We start from the raw sequence: 23,783 nt of genomic DNA, 5'->3' as shown, positions 1-23,783 counted from the left end.
CACCAACAAAGTCAAGACCTTCTGCAAAGGAAATATTCTCAATATTATCCCAGTTAGCTGCGTAGGTTAATTTACCATCATAAACTTGTCTTACTTCCTTAATAATATCTAGCCAAGCATCCTTATCAGCTTCGCCTGTAAGTTTAACAAGTTCAGTCCCAATTACCAAGGCTTCAGCACCGTGTTTCTGGGCTAAATTCGCATAATCTAAGACTAATTCCTTATAGTTATCGAAAAAAGCTTTGCGATCTGTTGGGTCAAGAAAACCTCTCCATTGACCATTATTGAGATCGACATGGGGTTTTAATAAAACCGAAAGACCCTGATTTTTGGCATCTACAATTGCCTTCTCAACATTTTCTAAAGATTCAGTGCTTTGCTTGGAAACAATCTTACTACTTTCGGTGGTATCAAGAAAAGAAGTTGCCACAATTGTTGCTGAATCTGCACCAGTTGCTTTGAGTTGCTTTAAAGCTTTAGTCGATTCAGGAGAAGCGAATTTTCCATTCCACCATGATGGATAGTTAAAACCTGCAAATTCCCACATAATTCTATACCTATCAATTCTACTTGTGTCTATTTTTGCTAGCTATTAAGCCTAATTCAGTCAGATGTACTAAAAAAGTTTTCTCTTAAATTGCTACATATTAAGTTGTCACTAATATTCAAATAAAAAATACTAGAAATATGACCAACTAAATGATTTTAAAGAGAAAAAGTGACAAAATGGTGACTTCTCAGCGATGTGAAACATTTAGACTGGTAGTATATTTGTACTAAATCTCAATTATTTATGGTAATTTATTTGAAGAATTACCGTGAATAATGAGCATTTCTATACTATTGGCTTATACAATTCCGCTACTAGCAGCAGTTTGATCTACAGTTCCGATCGGTACATCGTTGAGTTCTACATTGTTCAAAGTAAGTTGCATGTTGTCGGAATTAGTGCCATTGAAACCAAGCTCTATTGATGCTCCCGGTGCAATAAATCCATCCCACTCAGCACTCTCAATAGTATATTGGTTTCCTTCATGACTTAAGATTTTACCACCCCAGATATTATTAACTTCAAAAGGAGCAGTAAATTCCAACTTCCAGCCGTTTATAGCTTTACCACCGGTATTGGTAATTCCCACATTTCCTGTAAAGCCAGTATTCCATTCACTTCTAACAGAAAAATCAACATCACCAATGATTGGATCAGGATCGGTCCCAGCACCGGGGTTACCACTACCATCAGGATTTCCGTCACCACCGGGGATAGTATTTTAGTATTAATAATTAATTATTCACAGTAATTTATTTGAAAAATTACCGTGAATAATAAGATTTCCTATATTATTGGTCTACACAATTCCGCTACTAGCAGCAGTTTGATCTACAGTTCCGATCGGTACATCGTTGAGTTCTACATTGTTCAAAGCAAGTTGCATATTATCGGAATTACTGCCATTGAAACCAAGCTCTATTGATGCTCCAGGTGCAATAAATCCATCCCACTCAGCACTCTCGATAGTATATTGGTTTCCTTCATGACTTAAGATATTACCACCCCAGATATCATTAACTTCAAAAGGAGCAGTAAATTCTAACTTCCAGCCATTTATAGCTTGATCGCCAGTATTGGTAATTTCCACATTTCCTGTAAAGCCAGTATTCCATTCGCTTCTAACAGAAAAATCAACATCACCAATGATTGGATCGGGATCTGTTCCACCACCGGGGTTACCGCCACCATCAGGATTACCGCCACCATCAGGATTACCACCACCATCGGGATTTCCACTACCGGAGTTACCATTTCCATCCAGGTTAATACCAGGAATTTCAGTTAGTGCTTTACCACCAAATTCCTGTGTCATCCGTGCAAGAGCACCAGTAAAACCAGCATTATAATCTAAGGCTACTTCATTAGCGATATAGTCACCACGGTTATCCTCATAAGCAAAATCATCTGCTTGTTTGGGACCACCAACTAGCGCACCGTAGAGAGTGTATTTGTTGGGATTGGGGTCATTTAAATTTGTAGTTCCAGATGATCCTCGGTGGTGAGGATTCTGGGGAGAGTTTTCACCAAAACCTACTACATAACTGGAATTTCTGGGATTATCTCCCAACATGTAATTAATCTGACTTTCTGCAAAATCTGTATACTTTCCACCTTTATCGTTTACAGTGTCACCATAAATACCTGCGAGAAAGGATACATTTGCTGCATGACGCAAAGAACCCCATTGGGTTGACCATGCCAACCCACCATCGGTTTTAGGAATACCACCACTAGGATTTGCCCAAGTATCTAACCAACTTTCTGTAGCCTGTACGTATTCTCTCTTACCAGTCTCTTGAGCCAGAATAACAGCAGTTCCAGGAGTTTTATTATCCCAGTCATGGGAACCACCAGGACCATTATAATAACTCTCTGCCTTATCTAAATACTTAGTATCTTGACCGCCTGCAGCTTTAACTGCTTTATGTAACCAAGCTGCACCCCAAGCAAGTTCATCTTTATAACCACTGAAGGATTTATAAAACTTACCAGCATCTGTAATGGAATCAGAATAAGCACCTTTATATGTTTCTGCAAAATCATAAAGCTGCTTTGCTTTGTCTAAGAGTTTATCAGCATAAGCATTATCAGTACCCCGAAAAGCAATAGATGCAGAAGCTAGTGCTGCAGCACTTTCTCCTGTTAAATCTGAACCGGGATTAGCAGCGTCAACCTTAAAAGCAGGACGAGCCATTGTCATATCTTCGGGTGCACCCCAAAAATTATGATCGGCTTGACCATCACCTACCTGACCCCAGAATTCATCATCCTGTATAGTTTTAGTTCCTTTATCATCGTAGGCTTTGAGAATATAGTCAGTTCCCCATTTGATATTTGCCAGAGTTTCGTCAAGTTGACCGACTTTCTCATAACCTTTACGATATTGCTCTACACCCCAGCCCAACATAGTCATTGAGGATGCCATGGGGAATCCAAATTTTACGTGGTCTCCTGCATCAAAGTAGCCACCTGTTAGATCGCGACCGACATCAGCACCATCATTGAGTGCAGAATCACCACGCCAAGAGATAGGATTATCTTCAGGTAATTTACCGGATCTTTGAGCCATATAGAAGAGGTTGGACTTCTGTAAAGCTTCACCGTAATTAAACTTTGGTTGGGTTTTAAGATTATCCATAATTTTTAGTTTCCTGAGTTTAAATCTTGATATTAGTTTGCAGAAAAATTATCTGGAAATTAGCCTTCAGATCTGCTGACAATTTCTAATAAGCAATATTTCATACAAAGTGTTCTGCAGACTATTTCCTGGTATTTTTTTGAAAAGCCAGAAAATAATTACCCTTGAGTTCCTGATTTCCCCTATTCATTATCAAATACTCAAATATATTGATAATAAGAATAGGAAAAACCAGGGAAAAGGTTTATTTAGAAGAATTGAAGAATTAGCGTGAAGAAATATGGAGTTCTAAAGAGAGATTACACCATATACACCATAGCAGCACCGCTTGCGTTAGTTGGGTTTTCGGTCCCGAGCAGCACATCATTTAGCTCTACATTATTTAACACCAGGTTCATGTTATCGGAATTACTGCCATTGAAGCCGAACTGAATTGATTCTCCTGCTCCAATATTTGCATCCCAATCAACATTCTCAATTACATATGCGTTTCCTTCATGGCTTGTAATCTCACCACCCCAGATGTCATTCACCTCAAAAGGAGCATTGAATTCCAGCTTCCAACCATTGATATCTTGACTACCATTGTTTGTAATTTCCACATTACCTGTAAAGCCAGTATCCCATTCGCTTCTGATGGAAAAATCAACATCGCCGGTAATTGGATCGGGGTCAGTTCCACCACCACCGGGGTTACCACCACCACCGGGGTTACCATCGCCACCACCGGGGTTACCATCGCCACCACCGGGGTTACCATCGCCACCACCGGGGTTACCATCGCCACCACCGGGGTTACCGCCACCACCGGAGCTTCCGGTTCCATCTAGGTCAAGACCAGGAATTTCGGTTAGTGCTTCCCCACCAAATACCTGTGTCATCCGTGCAACAGCACCTTGGAAGCCTGCATTGTAATCTAACGCTACTTCATTTGCAATAAAATCACCACGATCATCTTTGTAAGAAAAATCATTAGCTTCTTTAGGACCACCAACCAATGCTCCGTAGAGAACATGTTTTGTAGGTTCTACATCTTGATTATGAGCGTCAGATGCCCCAGATGCTGCCCGATGGTGAGGATTCTGAGGAGAGTTTTCACCAAAGCCCACTACATAACTAGAATTTCTGGGGTTATCTCCCAAGATATAATTTATCTGGTCTTCTGCAAAGCCTGTATATTTTCCTCCCTTATCATTGACGGTATCACCGTATATACCTGCCAGCAAAGCTGTACTTGACGAATAACGCAAAGAGCCCCACGGAGCTATATATGGTAAACCACCCTCAGTTTTCTCAATACCACCATTAGGATCTGCCCAATTATCTAACCAAGCTTCAACATCACCTTGATATTTTTCTTTACCTGTTTCTTGGGCTAATAAAACACCAGTTCCATAGGATTTATCATCCCAGTTTTGGGTCCAACCAGTACCTATACCGTTATAGTAACTCTCTGCTTTATCTAAATACTTGGTATCTTTACCACCTGCGGCTTCAACAGCTTTATGCAACCAAGCTGCACCCCAAGCTAGTTCATCTTGGTAGCCACTCCAAGAATTATAGAAGGTGCTAGCATTTGTAATGGCATCAGAATATTTGCCTTTATATGTATCTGCAAAATCATATAACTGTTTGGCTTTATCTAAGAGTTTGTCAGCATAAGCATCATTAGTTCCACGGAAGATAATGGAAGCAGAAGCTAGTGCAGCCGCACTTTCTCCAGTTAAATCAGAACCAGGATTAGCAGCATCCACCTTGAAAGATGGACGATCCATTGTCATTTTCTCTGGTGCTCCCCAGTAAGCATGATCGACAAAACCATCACCTACCTGACCCCAAAAAACATCATCTTTGGTTGTTGCAGTTCCTTTATCGTCATAGGCTTTGAGAATAAAGTCGGTTCCCCATTTAATATTATCGAGAGCTTCGTCCAATTGACCGACTTTCTCATAACCTTTACGATATTGCTCTACACCCCAAGCCAGTGTAGTCATTGAGTATGCCATAGGAAACCCAAACTTTACATGGTCTCCGGCATCATAATAACCACCTGTCAGGTCGCGACCGACATCGGCTCCGTCATTAAGTGCAGAATCACCACGCCAAGGAATCGGATTATCTTCAGGTAGCTTACCCGAGCGTTGGGCCATGTAGAAAATATTAGACTTCTGTAGAACTTCACCGTAGTTGTATTTTGGTTGAGTTTGAAGTTTATCCATACTTAAAATCCTTGCATTCCTATTTCAGATAAAGTTTATAAAACAGTGGCCTGAAAGTTACATTTCAGACTTACTGATAGTCTTTACAGTCAATATTCGAGTTCGAATCAAAAATTCTTTGTAGGTTGTTTCCTGTAATCTTCTTGAAGAGACAGAAAATAAGCAATCAATGGTTTAGTCTCAGAAGTAATTTAGGCCAACTGGGAACAAAGTAAGTATTTACTTTATTTGGGTACAGTATATCGAGATAGTGCATAAAAATCATCTATATTTTGGCAACCTGGACATATGTTACTACTCAAATTCAGATCACTATATGAATTATCAAATAATGATTTAGGGTCTTTAAAAACCATTAAGGTCTGAGTTCTCATCACATTTAGGGAAGCTGATAAATAAGTACTCCTCAACGACTGATTTTTACTTGTCTATTCTCAATTATTTACAAATACTGATAATACTACAGGAAAAAAGAGAAAAAAGTACGATTTTGAATAATGAGCGTGAAAAATAATAATACCTGTAACATAGTTAACGCAATCTTTTCGTTGTTCAGAGTAGCCTATCTTACTGTCCTAAGCATGACATCATGCTCTTGCTTTACTAGTTGGCTTGTAGGGATAATCTTCATTTTGGTTACCCTACTGTGTTCGAGCGACTTAATTAGGATGTATCATGTTGCAAGTAGTTACCTATCTAAATATAGAAAATGTTATTTGCCTCCAATTACCCAGCAAATTGTCGGTATTTCTTTCTATATTCCTGTTGAGACAAAGGTTTAAAGCTTCATAGATAGTCAATATCTCGCTCTGAGCACTGACAACAATTGATACATTTATCCAATTATATTTTCCTTATTGTCAGCCCATTCACCTCCTTGCTAGATTTGTCTGAATAAATTCTTTTAGCCAGTATTTACGCACGGATAAAGCAATTACAATCATTGCGACTTAAGGTTAGCAAAGTGTTTCCGGCTCCGAAATAGCGTTCTCAAACTATTAGAAATTTGTAATCAGTGGGTAAGTCCTATTAGTAATACTTTATCGCTAGAATTTTTATCATCTATTTGTATTGCAAGTAACTTAAAGGATTATTTGCTATAGTCACCTTAAAAGTACTCAAAGTATGAATTTTCTCGCCGTTTACCCTGCGAAAAAACCGTATCTAAAAAAATTATTTTTCTACAAAAATATGTAAGTTTAAAGCCTAATTATTAGTTTATTATCATTCATGAAATGTCGCTTTCTAGCGCAAACCTTATTTAGTGGGATAAATTGAAGGAAATTTAAAATGGACTCAACTAGCTATCAGATTCCCGATGCTTCGCGTTTGAACCCCAATGTAGCACCATCGGATAATTTCGATCTTCTTGATTGGAAACTAACTCTTCCTGTTGATAATAACAAGGATGGTAAAGCCGATGAGATTAAGGAATTACAACTATCTGACGGTTTTGAAAATAGCTCCTATTTCTACACTGGCGAAGACGGGGGGATGGTCTTTAAAGCACCGGTTCGTGGTTCTAGAACATCTACAAACACAAAATACACACGAACCGAATTACGTGAGATGTTGCGCAGAGGTGACACTAGCGATTCAACGACCGGTGTTGGTGGCAATAACTGGGTACTAGGCAGTGCACCTTCCTCAACACAAGACAAAGCCGGTGGTGTTGATGGTGAATTAAAGGCGACATTGGCAGTTAATCACGTAACAACAACCGGTAAAAGTAGTCAGGTCGGTCGAGTGATCATAGGTCAGATTCATGCAAATGATGATGAGCCTTTGCGTATTTACTACCGAAAATTACCTGGCAATTCAAAAGGTTCCATTTACATTGCCCACGAGCCGCGAACCGGTTCAGAACAGTGGTATGAAATGATTGGGAGTCGCTCTAACAATGCATCAAATCCCTCAGATGGTATTTCCCTTGATGAGAAGTTTAGCTACAAAGTTAAGACACAAGGAAATACACTGACAGTCAGCATTATGCGTCCTGGAAAACCGGATGTTGTTCAGGAAGTGGATATGACCGATAGCGGTTTTGATAGCAAAAATCAGTACATGTACTTTAAAGCAGGCGTGTACAACCAAAATAATACGGGCGATTCAAAGGACTATGCTCAAGCTACYTTTTACGCACTCGATAACAACCATACTGGATACTCACAACCAAATTCAACACCAACACCCGATTCATCAGGGGGTAGCAGTGGCGGCGATAATGGTGGCGGTAATGGTAGCGACCCAGTTATTGATGAAGTCAACAATCAGGCTCCCAATAGTTCAGGTTTGAACCCTAATGTAGCACCATCGGACAATTTCGATCTTCTTGATTGGAAACTAACTCTTCCTGTTGATAATAACAAGGATGGTAAAGCCGATGAGATTAAGGAATTACAACTATCTGACGGTTTTGAAAATAGCTCCTATTTCTACACTGGCGAAGACGGCGGTATGGTCTTTAAAGCGCCGGTTCGTGGTTCTAGAACATCTACAAACACAAAATACACACGAACCGAATTACGTGAGATGTTGCGCAGAGGTGACACTAGCGATTCAACAACCGGTGTCAGTGGCAATAACTGGGTACTAGGCAGTGCACCTTCCTCAACACAAGACAAAGCCGGTGGTGTTGATGGTGAATTAAAGGCGACATTGGCAGTTAATCACGTAACAACAACCGGTAAAAGTAGTCAGGTCGGTCGAGTGATCATAGGTCAGATTCATGCAAATGATGATGAGCCTTTGCGTATTTACTACCGAAAATTACCTGGCAATTCAAAAGGTTCCATTTACATTGCCCACGAGCCGCGAACCGGTTCAGAACAGTGGTATGAAATGATTGGGAGTCGCTCTAACAATGCATCAAATCCCTCAGATGGTATTTCCCTTGATGAGAAGTTTAGCTACAAAGTTAAGACACAAGGAAATACACTGACAGTCAGCATTATGCGTCCTGGAAAACCGGATGTTGTTCAGGAAGTGGATATGACCGATAGCGGTTTTGATAGCAAAAATCAGTACATGTACTTTAAAGCAGGCGTGTACAACCAAAATAATACGGGCGATTCAAAGGACTATGCTCAAGCTACTTTTTACGCACTCGATAACAACCATACTGGATACTCACAACCAAATTCAACACCAACAACTGATTCATCAGGGGGTAGTAGTAGCGGCGATAATGGTGGCGGTAATGGCGATGACACAGGTCACGACCCGCTCATTGGTGATGTAGATTTTTCCGTGAAAAGTGAATGGAAAAATGGCTTTACGGGAAATCTGGAAATTACTAATACCGGTGATAAGGCTATCAATGGTTGGAAGCTAGAATTTGATGCTCCTTTTGAAATGAAAAACATCTGGGGTGCTGAGATTCTGAGCCACGAAGGGAACCGTTATGAAATTAGTAATGCTGACTGGAATGGATCTCTTGCGCCAGGAAGTTCGATCGAACTTGGCTTTAATGGTAGTAATTCTGATAATACGGCACTGACTTTGAGTAATGTGGAGCTAAATGATGTCGCGATCGGAGCAGTAGACCAGACCTTAGCTGCAAGCAGTAGTATTATTTAATCCATGTTTTAAACTTTATGGATTTTGGAACTTATCCCACTAGTAAGATTTTTGCTAAAAAGCTTAAATGTTTTAAAAGCTAAAAATGAAGAAATAAAGCTTTTCAGGCAAATTTCACTCACACAAATAAGCATTTTTAGAATAGTGGGATAGGTTCTAGTATTAACTTCCAAAACAATTAAGTTTTCTGCACAATCAACAATGATGGTCTTACCAAATTTGCTGTAGAGCATAATCAGAAAACTATAGAGATTAGTTAGATAGGGAGTTATACACTTATAGCCAAAACTGGAGCTAATACCAATTCGATAAATCATTGGAACGTCTCCTAAGAAATCTATCTGTCTGATTATTTTTCCAAATTGGTATTAGGCTAGTTTAAATTTATTTTTCTCACTAACTGCGATCAGGATATTTTTCGGTTCATTCTCAAATGAGAGTAGAACTAGAATCAGTGGGGATAAATTGAATGGAATCAATTCTCACATGTTCGGCAGTATTGAGTAAACCTTGTTCGATTCCTTCAATCCGGAAATTATCACCTTTAGATACAAAAATATCTGAAATTTCCATGGATGTCATGGTTTGTTCGTTAGCCAAGGGACTACCTAAATCCTTATTTAGCTGGAAAGATATTAGTCGATCGCTTCCTTGGTCTATTTTCAGTTGACCGACACCATCGTTCTCATCAAAATAATTAATCTTGAGGTCGTAGGTACCCGTACTTCCTGTAAAATCAAAGCTTGCGGTACCGCTATCATTATTATTTCCACCGCGTAAGCTTATAACTTCTCCTCCAGACGCAGCACCAATTTTTTCAACTCGATATTCTCCCCCAAGCTGCATATCCTCTGCTTCAAGGAACACAGGTTTGAGAGGTTTAGGATTTGTAGCAGTACGAATAAATTCGACAGAATCAACTCTTGCATGCTCTGCAGTTTGAGGAGAACCTTGTTCGATTCCTTCAATTTGGAAGCGATCGCCAGATGATATGGAAACATTTTTAATTTCCATAGAAGTCATGGTTTGTTGGTTGGCAGCAGGACTGCCTAGTTGCTTGTCCAACTTAAAAGATGTTAGCTGCTGATTTCCTTTGTTTAGTTTTAATTGAGCAACGCCATCATTTTCATCGAAGTAGTTAATTTTGACGTTATATATTCCTGTGCCTCCTGTAAAGTTAAAGCTTGCGGTACCGCTATCATTATTATTTCCACCGCGTAAGCTTATAACTTCTCCTCCAGAAGCAGCACCAATTTTCTCAACTCGATATTCTCCCCCGAGTTGCATATCTTCTGCTTGAATTACCATAGGGTTGCTACCGGTAGGAGGTTTAGGATTAGTAGGAGTTTGACCTCCATTATTTCCAGGTACACTCCCAGGAACTGTAGGAAATAAAGCTTCAAATTTGTCAAGGGTACTTTGTCCGGGAGCAACGGTGGGCTCTATATTCGCTTTGTACCAAGTATCTTTAGGATTTTCGTTTGTATCAGGGATATTACCATTACCATTGTTTGCAAATCCTACATTCCCAGTATTACCCCAGAAATATGTTTGTCCCTTACCTTTTTGATTTCTTTTGGCGAAATAACCCCCACCACTGGCTTTTCGGTTGTAGCTTGAAGGTTTAAACATCGAATTACCAATGAAGTAATTATTCTGAGTTAGACGGGAAATCTTTGCTGTAGTACCATTATCCGCCCAACCCATCGTATATCCCTTATCGGGTATCTTGTTAGGATCGGGATGCTTATACTCAAACTCTGCCATAACCCCGATGTTTTTCGCAAAGTAGCTGTTCTGTGCTCCCTCTTCTACAAACCCAGCCCAACGTCGCCAACCGACAACTACATTTTCATAAGCAAGGCTACCTGTTGAGTATGCATCCCAATCAAAACCATCTCCACCAGCGTTCTCAATAAAATTATGAGCAGCTTGAGTCCGCTCTGAACCTAAACTCCAAATGGCACGCTTACCAGTATCGTGAATGTAGTTGTTGAGAATTTTTACATCACTATTACCCCAGTGAGATACCACACCTTCCCACACATTACCGATATCAAAACCGCGTACTTCGACGTTGTCAGAGCCTTCTATATAGACACCTGTACCTCGCTGATTACTACGTAATTTGGCATTATTAACACCAATAAGTTTAACGTTAGATTTGTCATCTACTCGAAATACAGCATCTACAGAATTTCCTGTATTTTCATCATCGTAGGAATCCGCACTGTGGTTACCATTTCTGGTAATGGTACCATCAACATAAATGGTAGTATCGCTGGGTATATTGAGGGTTCGACCAAAATTGAGATTTCCTCGCAGAACAAAGGTTTTTCCTTTGCCATTTTCAATTTGAGAAATCGAATTATTATCTGCTCTTGTTATTTCGATTGCATTTTTTGGTACTGAATCTGTTGCTTTGATGGCGTTGATGGTATCTTTAAAGGTTTCGTCCTCTATAACAGACTTCTTTTGCTCTGGATCTATAACGTTATATATATAATCTACGGCTCGCTGCGATATTCCCGCTTCTTTGACTTCTCGAATATTTACCGCCATTTTTCAATCTCCTTGTCAACACCAAAAAAATTAATAATTCCGTAAATGTATTTACCTTCGAGTGTAATTCAGTAAAAAATCAATTAGATACAAGCCTTAGATCTATCTAGAAGCATAAATATAGGTTAACTAGTCTGAAAAATAACATTGTAATCAAGTAATTACACTCATGAAAACCTTAAACTTAACAGTTGTTTGTAGGATCTGAGAGACTATGACATTAGGTAGTATATCTATGCGAAGTAGTAACAATCCCAAATGATTAGAAACAATTACCTTTGATTTTGGTTTTGCCAACATAACAACTGGATAAATCTTAGATTTGAGTAGCATAGATTTTGAGAATCACAAGCTTAGAATCAAACAAATTTAGAGAGATTAAGATGCTAGTTCTCCAAACCTATCTTGTATTCAATCAATAATCTTTATTTCGTACACTTTAAATCTCAAAACTAAGTTTTCGACCACTTAATATATACATTACAAAATAAAAAGTGACAAAGTCGGGACAAACTACAATAACTCAGTTTTATTTTGAAATAATTTTGGGGTTTTAAGCTTACAATGCAAGCTGCCGAGAGTATAAATTAATAATCAAAGGTAAGTACTATGGCAAACCGAATATCATTGAAAGTATATGTGCTTAGGTACCAGGTAAATCAAGGCTCTAACAGCAAAAAACTGTGCTCGATCACTTCTCCACAGCAATAATATTGATTTCACAAAAATCTGTCACTAATTTTTCAATATGGATGAGAAGTAAGCCAAGTCTTAATACTTGGTGTTTGTTTGATTATTTTTGACAACTCATTAACTAATGGTAATTTAAGTATTTCGGCAGAAGGTCGATAAGGTCCATAGGGATCTGGTATATAGAAAAATGTAGATTCAGTCTTCCATAAGTTAGCATTTTCATCAAAAGTACATAGAAGATCGAACAATGCTAAATCAGCCCAAGTCAAAGAGTCTCCCACAAGAAATGGAGAATTAGAGGAAGATGAAATCATTTTCTCAAATCTTCTCAAATGCATTGACCAAGTTGTGTCGAAAAACTCATTGAGTTTCTCTAGCTTCACTTTTGGTTCCCTCATTTTCATGACTAACCGACCATTATCCACAACTCGATCTACATAACACCCATAAAAAATATCTAGTATGTCTCTCCAGGCATCAACTATCATATCTGTTTGAGCTGCTTGTACATTATCATTAGGATATAAGCCAGCTTTTTTGGCAGCATAGCGAGCAATAGCACATGATTGACTTATCGTTGTCCCGTCAACTTGTAAAATAGGCAGCTGTTCAAACGGTAATTGTCCACTGTCCCGCATCTGAAAGTATTCCTGAAAAGAAATTCCTTTATCTTCAAAAGAAATATCACCATAAATAAAGATAAGACGTGAAAGCTCTGCTCTACCTTTTCCGTCATTGTAATAAAACAAAATAGGATTATTCATAATTTCAATCGACTAATTTTATGCTTGACAACAACCCCATATAATAACAGTGAGTAGTAACTTTCTTTATTTCTCAAGGTTTAATTAACGGTTCTGAAAAGGTCTGAGTTTCATACTTCCCAAGTGTTTTATAAGTGTTTTATAACTTCACCTTAGATGGTTCAAGCCGCAAACGACAAGAAACCATTCCCGATCGCTCCCCCACAGCAGTAATCTCAATTTCACTACCCGATGCTCCCTTAATTACCCACTCGACATGACAACGGTAGTCAGTACCCTGCTTAGCCCAAAGCTTTGTCACCTTGTTAGAACGTCCTTCCAGATGGTTAATATTTTGTTTGAGTTGACCGCTAACTAGACTCACCCCAGAAGGTAAAGATAGATTAACTTCAATCGGTTTCACTGCTCCTCGTTCTAAAGCTTTTTGACTAGTGTAGGTCGGTAAAAAACCTTGGTTTTCCAATTGAATCATGACATGATAAATATCACTTCCTTGGTAGATCGCATCAGCACGACCCAACACCAAACGGGGAGACATTAAAGCATGAGCAATCGCAAAACGACATTGTCGATTGCATATATCGGGTAAATATTCCGGTGGTGCGTTATCCCATACCAGTTTGTCGTCCCAACCGCCAATTTCCACTTCTCCTAATTGAGGATGATTAAAAGGCTCCCAGTTGATAAACCCTTTACCCGCAAGCTTTTGATCGTTCCACTGCAACAATTTTAGGTCATCTGCTACCGGATGTCGGCGACTCCAGTCAATGTGTTTTCCTTTATTTACCCCAGCTGCGGTCGGTGCATCCCACAGTTCGATGGTAAAACCGAACCAGCCGAAGTGGTCGTAACCATAGTCATCCATTCCCCCGTTAGTTACTTGTTGAGGATGACGACGAAAGTCGTGGTATACAGAAACGCATTCATAACCAGTTAGTTTGCTTCCTTTTTCCCCAATCAATTTATAAATTTCCAAATCCTCAACCGGGAAATGCTCGTCGGGGTGGGTACTATAGGGACGCAAAATTAAAGCACAGTGAGTGTGGTAACTAATAAAACCATTAATATTACGATGGGACTGCCAAAACTCAGCTTCAGAACGGGTTTCTGACTCAGACAAAGGCAAATCTCCTGCACCTTTTTGCACCCCTTCTGGCATCCAGAGGTAGGGGTAATTGCGGTTAAAATCCATACCTTCTAACCGGGGAGCTACCTTGATATTCTTACCATCATAATTATGAATGAATCCCTCCGGTAGTAAAGTATAGTAAGTACCACCAAATTCTTCCGGTTCGCGATCGACCATTAAACGCGGGTCTTCTTCCGAGACCTTCCAAGCACCACATTCATCCTGAATTCGCATCAATAAGATTAATCCATCTCCATTAATATCTTCCCAATGGAGCCCATCTTGCTTTTCAGGGTAGGGATAAGGACGGACACTAGAACGCAACCAGTAAGGAGTAGTTAGGTATTTTTCCGCCCCATCAATTGCCAAACGGGGTAATACATAGACAGTATAATTATCGAGAAGATTAGTTGCTTGAGGATCTCGGTGGTATTGGGTCAATAGGTAATAGATAGTATAGCAAGCAACAGCCGAGCCAGTGACTTCCGCAGCATGGGTATTAGCGTCAATCCAGTAACCCGGTTTAGTAAGGGGACTTCCAGTTACTTGATTAGTGAGGGTAACAAGCCAAATATCCCGTCCAGCATAACTCTTACCCAGTACTTGTAAATCGATTAACTTCGGATAATCCTCCGCCATCTGAGTAAGGTAATCTACCAGTTCAGCGTAAGTATAGTAGTGACTGAAGTCAAATTTATTTACCTTCATGATGACTGCAAATATGATGCGTCTCTAGAATTTTTCCCAAATACCCAATAAGTTTAAAATAGAGTTCGATAAATAAGCTTTGAATTGCAAGGAGTCGAAATTATAAACAAACAAAAGTTAACAAAAATTAGTAGTTTGGGACAATTTAAGTGAACGAAAAACGATTACAGCTACCAAATAAACCACCACAAAACGAGGAAAAATTAGAAGAAGATTTATTTCCCTACTATTATGGCGAACCTGGTAGCGTCCCAGGAACCCTAGACATCGATCCAGATGCAGCACCATCAGAGTTAGTTTTAATTGATTACAACCAAGAAAATGCTGTCCGAGTGCAGCAAATATCACCAGAGCAATGCGTGTATTACTTGGATACAGAATCAGTATCTTGGGTAGATGTTAGGGGCTTAGGCAGCGAGGATATATTAATAAAGTTAGGTCAAGTTTTTAACTTACATCAACTAGTTTTAGAAGATGTAGTCAACATTCCCCAGCGTCCCAAAATAGAAGACTACAAAAATCAGTTGGTAATTATTACCAGAATGGTTATACCCGATTCAGATGGAAAAGGATTTCGTAGCGAACAAGTGAGCTTGATTTTGGGTGAACATTATTTACTCACATTGCAAGAAGAATCAAGCATGGACTGTTTCAATCCGGTTCGCGATCGCCTAAGGGGAAACAAAGGTTCAATTCGTCAACGGGGACCGGATTTTTTAGCATATGCGTTGTGGGATGCAATCATTGATGGTTTTTTCCCAGTATTAGAAGATTTTGGCGAACGAATTGAAGATTTAGAAGATGAAGTAGTACATAAACCCAACGAACAAACCTTAGGGAAAATCTATCAAGTTAAACGAGATTTACTTACATTGCGTCGTGCAATATGGCCCCAACGGGATGCAATTAATGCTTTAATCAGAGACAAAAGTCCTTTATTAAGTGAAGACGTAATCGTTTATCTACGAGATTGTTACGACCATACTGTCCAGATTATCGACGTAGTGGAGACATACAGGGAATTAACAACAGGTTTGATGGATGTGTACCTATCTGCTCTGAGCAACAAAATGAACGAAATCATGAAGTTGTTAACTGTGATCTCCACAATTTTTATTCCCTTAACCTTTATTGCTGGGGTGTATGGAATGAACTTTAATCCCCAGGCTTCACCATTTAATATGCCAGAACTGAATTGGTATTGGGGTTATCCTGTTTGTTGGGCAATTATGATTATTGTAGCTTCGAGTTTGATTATCTTCTTCTGGCGCAAAGGTTGGTTTAACAATGTTTCAGAAGTTAAGCGGGATGGGTGAGGGGTAGGGAGTCAGGAGTAATGAGTAATAAGTAATAAGTAATGAGTAATGAGTAATGAGTAAGAAGTCAGGAGTCAGGAGTCAGGAGTCAGGAGTCAGGAGTAATGAGTAAGAAGTCAGGAGTTAGGAGTAATTTTATCGGTTACAACTGATAATTGTAGTCCTTTGGGGCGTGGCGTTACCCATATAGCGATTGATTTTTGACTGGGGATTAGCGTTAGCGCCTAGCGTAAGCGTACCGGATCCGCAAGGTAGCGCAGCTAGAGGCTATAACTACGTTACCTTTGGATCTGCCGTCGCCGCAGGCTCTAGGTATTGCGTGACGCGACAGCGCCATATGGGGTTTAAGTACTTTTGACTTTGATTATTGTGCTACACTAAAAGTGCGCTAGGTTTAAGGTTAACGCTATACGTGAGATTTATCATTAGATTTGTCATCATAAGTATAGTGGTAATGCATTCATCTTGAAGCATTTACGAACATCTTTATTCGCTAGCAGCAAATAGAAAAAGTTATGATTTTAATAATTCATAACTCATAAAATTTCTTGTGTATGATGCGATCGCATGTTTTTGCAGGATTTTGTTATCAACTAAAAGACTTGCTCAAATATGTGATCTGACAAGAAAAAGCCCCGTGAAAGCATTAAATACGGGGATGGGTTTGTATGAATAAAATTAGTATATCACGCTAAAACAATTTTGTGATATACAATTTTTAGTTGCAATTAAAAAGTGCATTGCAATTGGAAAAATATTATTACTAATAATAATTTGGTAGGGGTGCAAGGCATTGCGCCCTTATTATTTAGTCTTGATCGTGTTTAGTCTTGATCGCGTTGGTTTTGATCGTGTTTATCTTGCATCAGTAAATTCTCTTCGTACCTATAAATAGTTGTGAGTTATTGAATATCTATTTTTGCTTGTTAGTCCATTAATGCATTCTAAATTTAATTCATCTGTCTGCAGATTTATTTTCTAAAATATTTTATTTCAAAAGATAAATCTTTAACTCGAATAACAAGGAATGAATAATAGAATTATGTAAAACAAAAAACAGCAAATGTATTTATATCAAAGGGTCAAAAACACCAAGGTAGTTTGTGAGAGTTAGGAACGGTATTCATGCAGGTACTGGTAAGTTTAAAGTTTGGCGATGGTGACTTTACTAATGGATTTCCTGAAATCTCTATATTCACAAGTAAAGTTGGTAGTCAGCACTCTCAAGAAATAGAAATTCAATTACCTCCTGCACCTGAAATTCGTAAGTCATATCAAAATTGGCAAAAAAAATATATTAATTTATTTAAAAATCTTGGAATTAGAATTTTAATTCCTAGATCTGTCGCTACAAGTTTAGATCTAGAACATGAGAATATCACCAGAGGTTTCAATAAAAATATAGCGACTAATTGGTCACCTGAGAAGCAAAAGCAGGAATTTGAAAAGTCTAAGCAAGAGTGCGATAGCGAAGCGCTGCTGCAAAAAGCAGAACGCTATGCTTCAGAGTTACGCACTGAGGTTAATCAGTGGTTGGAAAAAGTAAAGTCCAAATTGGAAGCACGATTGGAGTTAGATCCAAATTCTCAAATTTTGTTGGAGATTCATACTCAAAATATTACATTGCAGCAAACGAAGGATATTTTACATCGTTTGCCTTGGCGGGAATGGGATTATTTTCAAGAATGTTCGGGTCTAGAAGTTATTTTGTGTTTGAGTGAATCCAATTCCCCTGCGCCAAAAGTTAAGGATGATGGGATATTTAGAAGGGTTAGAATTACAAGTATTTTTGGTGATAGTAAGGATATAAACGTTAAAAGGGATAAAGAATTAATTGCAAAGCTAGAGAAGCGCGGAGCAGAGTTAATTAATCTGGAGCAACCACAACGCCAAGATTTTAGCAAGTTATGGGATGAACCTTGCAATATCTTATTTTATAGCGGTCATAGCGAAACTTTTGAAGATGGGACTGTTGGATCGCTGCAAATTAATTCTACTGATAATTTAAGTTTGCAGGAAATCAGAAATACCTTAGGGGAAGCTGTTAAAAAAGGTTTAAAGTTAGCAATATTTAATTCCTGTGACGGTTTGGGTTTAGCAAAACAATTAGCAGATTTGCATTTACCCTACATCATAGTTTGGCGCGAACCGGTACCAGATAAAACCGCGATCGGGTTTATTGAATATTTTCTTAGTTCTTATGCTCAGGGGGAATCTTTATTTACCTCGGTGCGAAATGCAAGACTTAAGCTTGTAGAATTAACATCTCAAGAAGAAAGGGAAAAGCAAATACCAGGATTAAACTGGTTACCAATAATCTGTAAAAATACTAGCGTTCCACCTCCGACTTGGAAAGATTTAGGAGGACTCACAGGTAAACTTCCTCATTCTCCTTATAAGGGATTATCTGCATTCCAAGAAGAAGATGCAGAATACTTTTTTGGAAGAGAGAAGTTTATTGCAGATTTATTCGAAGCAGCAAAAAGTAAACCTTTGGTTCCGGTGGTTGGTGCTTCTGGAAGCGGAAAATCTTCGGTGGTGTTTGCGGGGTTGGTTCCTCGGTTACGGGAAGATGGTATACAAATTGTGTCTTTTCGTCCGGGGAATAATCCTTTTGATGCTTTAGCTGTTGCTTTGAGTTCCCATATTCAATCTGTCATTGGGACGCAAGAAAGCAATCCCAACCCACCTGTTATTGGGACAAGGGGAAACAATCTCAATCCACCTGTCATTGGGATAAGGGGAAACAATTCCAACACAACCGTTATTGGGACGAAAGGAAACAATCTCAATCCACCTGTCATTGCGAATCAACAAAGCAATCCCAACCCATCTGTCATTGCGACGCAAGGAAGCAATCCCCAACCATTAGAAACTAGTAACGAGTGCGCAATTCCTACACAAATAAACTTGCTTCATGACAAGCAAGCTTTATGTCGGTTAATTGAAAATATTGTTGCTTCTAGCGAAATTCCCCCAAAATCATCTACAAATGCATCACAATCATGTAGAGACGTTGCATGCAACGTCTCTACGGGGGATGATAATTCTGTTGCGGGGATGTATAAAGGACAAACATCATCCCAAAGGTTTATATTAATCGCAGATCAATTTGAAGAACTTTACACCTTAACCCCGGAATCACAACAGCAACCCTTCTTAAATTTATTGCTCCACGCGGTCAAATCCGCACCAAATTTTAGTTTAGTACTGACTCTACGGGCTGATTTTTATGGACACGCGATTTCTAACCGTGATTTTAGCGATCTTTTACAGCAGGGAATTTATAATTCCTCTCCCATGAATCAATCAGAATTGCGTGCTGCGATCGAACAACCAGCAGCAAAGATGAAGGTGGAGTTAGAACCGGGTTTAACAGATAAATTAATTGACGAACTTGGAAATCAAGCGGGAAGTTTACCTTTATTAGAGTTTACCTTATTCCAACTGTGGGAAAAACACGATAAATGGTATCTTAACCACCAAGCTTATAAAGAAATTGGTGGTTTAAAACAAGCTTTAGCAAAATATGCAGATTCAATATTAAGTCCCTTATCTGCTCGCAATAAAGAAAAAGCTGAACGGATATTTATTCAGTTGGTTAGTCCAGGGGAAGGTACGGAAGATACCAAGCGCAAAGCAACCCGTGCTGAAGTGGGGAAAGAAAATTGGGATTGGGTAGAATTTTTCGCAAATCAACGTTTGCTGGTAACGGGTTGGGATGAAACCACTCAAGAGAAGACGGTAGAAATTATCCATGAAGCGCTGATTCGAGAATGGGGAATGCTCCGGGAATGGATCAAAAGTAATCGTCAGTTCCGGGTTTGGCAAGAACGTTTACAGTTTACAGTAGTTAAATGGGAAGATAAGGGGCGGGATTCGGAATATTTGTTAAGTGGTGGAAATTTAGGTGAAGCAGAAGGTTGGTTCAATGATGAGAAATATCGGGAGTATTTGAGCGATTCTCAAAGTAAGTTTATTCGGGAGAGTTTACAAGAGCGCGATCGCAAAGAACAAGAAAAAGTTAGTCAACAACAGGAAAAAACACGGTTGCAAAAACGCGCAATCAAATGGCTTTCTGGTGGTTTGCTAGCAGCTTCATTAGCTACTGGGTTTGCTGGTTGGAATTGGGTAGAAGCGAAAACAAGCGCGATCGCCAGCGAAATTAATAGTTTGAGCACTAGATCGGAATACCTTTTTGGCTTGAAAAACTATGAAGATGCATTGATTGAAGCTATTAAAGGTAATGAGTTATTAGCAAAAAGCTGGTGGAGGACACGGATACCAACAGATACTCAACAGCAAATTAAAATCGCCCTACATAATGCTATTCATGACTCTGTTGAATTAGAACAACACACCTTAACTGGACATCAAGACTGGGTTTATCAGGTGGGATTTAGCCCGGATGGAAAAACTATTGCTTCCGCTTCAGGGGATAAAACAGTGAAGTTGTGGTCCACAAATGGTAAATTACTCCACACCTTAACTGGACATCAAAACTCGGTTTATCACGTGGGATTTAGCCCGGATGGAAAAACTATTGCTTCCGCTTCATGGGATAAAACAGTGAAGTTGTGGAATTGGGATTTTGATAATTTACTAACGCGGGGTTGTAATAGGCTTGAAGGTTATTTAGTTAGTTATCCAGATAAACTTGAAGAGCTTAAGGTTTGTCAAACTCCGCAAGTACTAGCCGCAGTTGCTTCTAATTTTATAAGACAAGGTGAGGATTTAGCGAAAAATGGTGATTTTGAAGATGCGGTGGAGAAGTTTCGTCAAGCAAAAAAATGGAATCCGAAATTAGATTTTAATCCGGAGTCAAAAGCAAAAGCGATAAGTTTAAAGGAAGAAGGAAGGAGTAAGAAGTAAGGAGTAAGGGGTGTACTTTGTTCCAAGGCTCAGCCTAGGAACCGGTAACAAGAGCCTCCGCTTCTTAATTATACCGGAGGCGGAGCCTCCAATACTGTGTTCCTTGCCGGAGACAAGGAACAAGCCAGTAAAAAGTCATTAGCGGATCCGTAAGGTAGCGGCTCCGTAGGTAGCGCAGCTAGAGGCTCCGCCGTCGCCGCAGGCTCTAGCTATAGCGTGTCCGTAGGACATAAGTCAAAAGTAAGAATTTACCAATGCCCCATCCCCCATGCCCAATGCCCAATCGCCAATCCCCAACCCTCACCTCAAAAACCTAATCGTAAAAGGATAACGATAATGTTCCCCCTTATAAGCTTTCATCGCCGCAAAATTGACGACAAATAATTGTAGTAATAAAGCAAATAAAGTTAACAAAAATAAACCCGTTAATAAACTATCTAGTACTAATTTTAATAAAATAATAGAATTACTAATTAATGCTAACCCACCAGTTATAAAAACTATACACAAAGAAATAATAATAAAAATTAAAGTATATAAAGTCAAAGACATTTGGAAATTTATCGATTCCTTACCTTGAAAATCAATCCAAGGATATTGCGCTCTTTTATATTTCCAAACAATTAAAGGGGCAATAATATTTAGTGGTAGAAATAACGGAATACCTATAATTACCAAATAAATAATCAATACCCATGCACCTACAGCCGAGAGATGACATGACATCCCCCATACACGCATTTGTTGTTGACTCGTTTGTTTCATGGCTTCCTAAGCTTAAGGTGGATGCATAAGAAAAGTATCCACCGAAATATATATATCAAAGCCAAACATACAAATCCAAATATAAAGTAAAAATTCATATCAATGGGAGAATTAAACTCTAGATAAATATTTAATTTCAAGTAAATATTTAATTCAAAGCAAGAATTTAATTAACATTGAAATTTTAATTAATACCAATTTATTTTAAGATTGCTGCGATATATAGCGCTACGCGCGAGTAAAAAATTAAAAGTAAAAAGCCTAGTGTATATGGCTTAAGCGGGTTAATATATGTCCCAAGGTGCCTTCGTAGCGCGATAAAAGAGAACAGGGAGCAGAAAACAGGAAACAGAGAACTCACATGTAGCATTATTTTTTTGAAATTGGTTTAGCATTGAGAGTCTAACTGAAAATAGAAATTGAAGTTAAAATCGCAGGATTTCGCAATCGTAATTTTCAGGTAAAGGTTCAATTTCCCACACAATACCTTCACCGGTTTCCAAAGCAACTTCCACAAATAATTGTTCCACAGCAGTAGTTGCGATATCTTCATTATTAGGAAACGGTTGTAAATCTTCGCTGAGTAACCTTAACTTAAAACCACCAGGAATTACTGCACCAACGTTATTATTACGAAGCTCAAAACGCCAGATATTTTCCGTATATTCACCTTTCGGGGTCACACACAATTCATAGGATTGACCAGCAATTATTAACTGACGAGAAAATGCTACTTGTACGGGTGTTTCTTCAATATTTCTCGCAGTTGCTGCACTTAGTTCCAGATTAAAACTTTGCCAACCAATTTGTTCCACAAATTGAGACATTCCCTCCTGCAACCATCGCATAACACTGTATGGTTCGGGACAGCCCAAACGCCTATGGTACAAGCTTTTTCTCCACCCACCATGTTCCACTAATCCCGACCAAATGGAAAATGGAACTTCTAATCTGGGTTCAATTATTTGAGAATCTCCCAACCGCTCAATCAGATTTTGTGCGTGTTGTACGGACATATGAGGTACGGGAGCAACCGTTGTACGGGTATTTTCCTCACTACAAAATTCTATAGCTGTAGCCAAAGCACTAATATCATCAATGATTTGTTTATCATCTACAGCATAAGTACGACTGCTGGGATCGTAAGTACCACAATCTTTAAGTTGAGCATGGGTACAATAGCCCCAAACCCTGACATAATTAGCTTCAGGTTCAACTTGGATACCCAAATAATAATCCCCAACCCAGGAAGGAATATCAATCCATTCTTGGGGTACGCGTATTTCTTCAGAATCTATCGCTTCCGTGGGAACTAATATTAACTTGGTTCCGTCCAATAGATCGACCGCACTTCCATTTACCACCTCCCAAAAACTAGACAAAGCTTTGGTATTTGGACAAGGTTTTGCATTTACGCTGATATCCTCCCGAATCCAAGGTAATACAGCTGCAAGGCAAAGCTTATTGATATAGGCTTGATAACATGAATTAGGATTGGAAAAAAATCCACTCGTAAAATCTGCAGGATTTTTAACCTTTTCCGGTATTTCTAGTATCAATTCCGTCGTGCGAGCAAAATTAAATAAATTTAAGTTAGTAATCATTTTTAGTACTCCCGGGGATGTTTTAACCCTTATTCAGTATGCGCAAGGGAAATTTTTTCCCCAGCAGAAAATGTTTATTTTTTTGCTGATATAAAGCTGATATAAAATCGATCTAAATTCTCTAAAATCCACATTTAACTGAACTTTAGACATATAGGAATCCAGTTTAATTTATGTTACCTTGCATAATGTGACTATAATCACTCATGCACATACAACATACAAAACAAAAAGTATAAAGTTAAGCAAAGCGCAACGTAGACAGGCATGGTTATCGCAAAATCAGCGAAAGATTCCTAAATATTAGGGAAAATTCATCACTACATATTAGTTGAATGTTTTAACAAAATATTTTAACCAAATGTTTGATTTAACCGAATT

At 38.9% G+C, this 23,783-nt stretch carries 12 protein-coding genes; 3 read left to right on the top strand and 9 right to left on the bottom strand.

Annotation, left to right across the window (positions count from 1 at the left end; all coding sequences use genetic code 11):
- From BC008_RS38590 to BC008_RS38575, 4 genes are all read right to left on the bottom strand, one after another.
- Nucleotides 1-547: glycoside hydrolase family 113 (locus BC008_RS38590; RefSeq protein WP_201026224.1), on the bottom strand; the 547-nt coding region annotated here is incomplete at its 3' end.
- Between the two features lie 301 nt (nt 548-848).
- Nucleotides 849-1,196: a cellulose binding domain-containing protein gene (locus BC008_RS38585; protein WP_268768215.1), complete on the bottom strand. Its 348-nt coding sequence runs from the start codon at nt 1,194-1,196 to the stop codon at nt 849-851.
- Between the two features lie 153 nt (nt 1,197-1,349).
- The gene (locus BC008_RS38580) at nt 1,350-3,191 is read right to left on the bottom strand and encodes a glycoside hydrolase family 9 protein (protein ID WP_058183503.1); all 1,842 of its coding nucleotides are present in this window, start codon (nt 3,189-3,191) and stop codon (nt 1,350-1,352) included.
- Between the two features lie 299 nt (nt 3,192-3,490).
- Nucleotides 3,491-5,410 (bottom strand): glycoside hydrolase family 9 protein, encoded by a 1,920-nt coding sequence (locus BC008_RS38575; RefSeq protein WP_058183504.1) that lies wholly within the window; start codon nt 5,408-5,410, stop codon nt 3,491-3,493.
- A 1,290-nt stretch (nt 5,411-6,700) separates the two neighbouring features.
- Here BC008_RS38575 and BC008_RS47845 point away from each other — a divergent pair.
- Nucleotides 6,701-8,989 carry a polysaccharide lyase family 7 protein gene (locus BC008_RS47845; RefSeq protein WP_082650730.1) on the top strand — a complete coding sequence of 763 codons (2,289 nt, stop codon included), beginning with the start codon at nt 6,701-6,703 and terminating at the stop codon, nt 8,987-8,989.
- Between the two features lie 429 nt (nt 8,990-9,418).
- Here BC008_RS47845 and BC008_RS38555 read toward each other — a convergent pair whose 3' ends face one another.
- From BC008_RS38555 to BC008_RS38540, 3 genes are all read right to left on the bottom strand, one after another.
- A complete protein-coding gene (locus BC008_RS38555; protein WP_027845596.1) occupies nt 9,419-11,551 on the bottom strand; it encodes a right-handed parallel beta-helix repeat-containing protein in 2,133 nt (710 codons plus the stop codon).
- 743 nt (nt 11,552-12,294) lie between these two features.
- Nucleotides 12,295-13,008: a glutathione S-transferase family protein gene (locus BC008_RS38545; protein ID WP_027845595.1), complete on the bottom strand. Its 714-nt coding sequence runs from the start codon at nt 13,006-13,008 to the stop codon at nt 12,295-12,297.
- A 139-nt stretch (nt 13,009-13,147) separates the two neighbouring features.
- The gene (locus BC008_RS38540; protein ID WP_027845594.1) at nt 13,148-14,845 is read right to left on the bottom strand and encodes a M14 family metallopeptidase; all 1,698 of its coding nucleotides are present in this window, start codon (nt 14,843-14,845) and stop codon (nt 13,148-13,150) included.
- Nucleotides 14,846-14,994: 149 nt separating this feature from the next.
- Here BC008_RS38540 and corA point away from each other — a divergent pair, with 149 nt between their 5' ends.
- Both corA and BC008_RS38530 read left to right on the top strand, forming a co-directional pair.
- On the top strand, nt 14,995-16,161 hold the full coding sequence (gene corA / locus BC008_RS38535; protein ID WP_027845593.1) for a magnesium/cobalt transporter CorA: 1,167 nt from the start codon (nt 14,995-14,997) through the stop codon (nt 16,159-16,161).
- 1,125 nt (nt 16,162-17,286) lie between these two features.
- On the top strand, nt 17,287-21,033 hold the full coding sequence (locus BC008_RS38530) for an nSTAND1 domain-containing NTPase (RefSeq protein ID WP_058184539.1): 3,747 nt from the start codon (nt 17,287-17,289) through the stop codon (nt 21,031-21,033).
- Nucleotides 21,034-21,333: 300 nt separating this feature from the next.
- Here the strand turns inward: BC008_RS38530 and BC008_RS38525 are convergent, their stop codons facing one another.
- Together BC008_RS38525 and BC008_RS38520 are read right to left on the bottom strand one after the other, a co-directional pair.
- Nucleotides 21,334-21,798 (bottom strand): DUF4870 domain-containing protein, encoded by a 465-nt coding sequence (locus tag BC008_RS38525; RefSeq protein WP_027846422.1) that lies wholly within the window; start codon nt 21,796-21,798, stop codon nt 21,334-21,336.
- Nucleotides 21,799-22,223: 425 nt separating this feature from the next.
- Nucleotides 22,224-23,402 carry a DUF1822 family protein gene (locus tag BC008_RS38520; RefSeq protein ID WP_027846423.1) on the bottom strand — a complete coding sequence of 393 codons (1,179 nt, stop codon included), beginning with the start codon at nt 23,400-23,402 and terminating at the stop codon, nt 22,224-22,226.
- Between the last annotated feature and the right edge of the window lie 381 nt (nt 23,403-23,783).

Origin of the sequence: Mastigocoleus testarum BC008 (assembly GCF_001456025.1) — a bacterium.
Classification (GTDB): domain Bacteria; phylum Cyanobacteriota; class Cyanobacteriia; order Cyanobacteriales; family Nostocaceae; genus Mastigocoleus; species Mastigocoleus testarum.
Note: the sequence above shows the minus strand (reverse complement) of the source record. Positions and strands in the feature narration are given on the sequence as shown.